This window comes from Streptomyces sp. ActVer, assembly GCF_027270795.1.
GTDB lineage: Bacteria > Actinomycetota > Actinomycetes > Streptomycetales > Streptomycetaceae > Streptomyces > Streptomyces umbrinus_A.
In genome coordinates this window covers 1-2,020 of record NZ_JAPWHT010000817.1, presented here as the reverse complement: position 1 = coordinate 2,020, position 2,020 = coordinate 1, and the positions used below count along the sequence as shown (strand labels likewise).

At 74.0% G+C, this 2,020-nt stretch carries 2 protein-coding genes; one reads left to right on the top strand and one right to left on the bottom strand.

Translation table 11 applies throughout. The annotated features are described in order from the left end of the window. Positions 1-588, bottom strand: a 588-nt coding sequence (locus O3Q52_RS52410) for an ATP-binding protein (protein WP_269655440.1), incomplete at its 3' end; no start/stop codon positions are given. 200 nt (positions 589-788) lie between these two features. On the opposite strand from O3Q52_RS52410, the gene O3Q52_RS52405 reads away from it, so the two are divergent. Then, the coding region (locus O3Q52_RS52405; RefSeq protein WP_269655439.1) for an ATP-binding protein at positions 789-2,020 on the top strand (1,232 nt) is incomplete at its 3' end.

Here is a 2,020-nt window from a genome sequence, read left to right as displayed (position 1 = left end):
GTCCGGGGACGGGGACGGGCGGGCCGGTGCGGTGTGTTGGGCCGCCGTGAGCAGCAGCCGGATGCCGGGCGGGGCGCGGTCGAGGTCGACCTCGTCGAGCAGGGCGAGGGATTCGGCGTCGGCGTGGTGGGCGTCGTCGACGAGTACGACCGCGGGGGTCGGACGGGCCAAGGCGGCGGCGAGCGCTTCGGCCATCGCCGGCCGGTCGTCGTGCTTCATCGCGGACAGCGCCTCCGCGGCCGGCTGGCGTGTCGGCGCGCGCTTCGTCGCGGCGGACCGGTGTTCCTCCAGGGCCATGACCAGTCGCAGGGCCAGCAGTTGAGGGCGTTCGCCGTCGCCGGGGACGCAGTCGACCGGCAGGACCGCGATCCCTCCCGCGCGCAGTCGCTCGGCGGTGGCGTGCGCGAACACGGTGCGTCCGACGCCCCGTTCGCCGCGGACGAGCACCAGTCGTGGTCCGGCCGGATCGCGGAGGCGGTCGTCGATGTCGTCCGACTCGGCTGTTCGGCCCGGCAGTTCCTCGCCCGGACCGTGGAACCGTGCGGCCGTGCCGCCGAAGACCAACTCGGTGTCTGTCCGAGCAGCCACTTTCTCCACCGCAACCAATCGACGAATCACGTACCGGACGGGCGGCGCCCGCCTCGGACCGACCCGACGGACGGGCCCCGGTCCAGCGCCTGCAATCATGGCAAATCCGGTACAAGATGCTGGCCTGTTCGGTCATTTGGGCGACTCCAATTCTCATGAAGCAGTTCGGCATGGAGAAAAAGGGAAAACAGGGAGTCGTCGTGCAGCAGCACCCTTCACCTCTCGTCGGCAGACACGGCGAAGTCGAGGACGTGGCCGAGGCGTTACGCACCACGGGAGGCGCCACGGCAGGCACTACGGCAGGCACTACGGGAGACGCCACCGGACGCAGTACCGGACGCAGCGCCGGTGCCGAGGCCCGGACCCTGCTCGTCACCGGTGGCGCCGGAACCGGCAAGACCGCCGTGGTGGAACAGGCGCGGCAGGTGGTGGTCCAGGAGGGCGGCAGGGTCCTGCGGTTCGGCTGGGAGTCCGGCGAGGACCCGGCGGGCGGTACCGCCGCTCTCACGGACGCCGTCTGCGGCGTACTCGCCAAGGTCCACGACGGCCGGCTGCCGGCGCGTATCGCCGCGGTACGCCGGGTGCAGGCGCGGGCCGGCGGCCCCGGCGGTGAGGTGGCCCTGCTGTCCACCCTGGGCGAGGTGCTGGCGGACGCGGCCCGTGAGATCCCCTTCGCCCTGATCCTCGACAACACCGAGCGGATGCCGGCCCGGACGGCCTCCGCGCTCGGGCTGCTGCTGCGTACGTTCCGACCGGCGGGCGTGCCGGTGGTGATGGCAGGCCGGCCGATGAGCCCGGGGCACGTCACCGCCGCCCAACTGCCCGCGGCGGCCGACCGGGTGCTCGAACTGCCGCCGCTGTCGTCGGCCGAGGTCGGCGAGCTCGTCGTACGGCGGCTGGGCCGTTCCGTCGAGCCCGACCTGGTGACGGCGGTGCTGGCCTCGCTGGGCCCGCTGGCGGGCAGCCCGGCCGCCGTGCTGTCGGTGCTCGCCTCGCTTGAGGAGCGCGGCGGCCTGCTCGAACTCGACGGCCAGGTGTGCCTGACCGTGCCCGAGGGCGGGCTGCGGCTCAGGGCGGACGCCGCGGAACTGGGCCGCCTCTGCTGGCCGGACACGTCACCGGACGCCGGCACGGTCGCGGCGGCGGCCGTACTCGCAGGCCTGGTCGAGCGGGCCGAGGTACGGCTTGAGGACCTGCACCGCGCGAAGTCGCCGGACGGACCGCTCGAAGCAGTCGGCCGTACGGTGGACAAGCTGGTCGCGGACCGGGTGGTGACGGTGGGTCAGGACGGCCGGATCGCCTTCGCCGTTCCCGCGCTCGCGGCGGCGCTGCGGACGCTGCCCGCACGCGCCGAGGTCCGGTCGCTGCACGCCGCGATCACCAGGTTGGTGACGGACCGGCTGGGCGCCACCGCGGCGGGTACCCGGCGGCC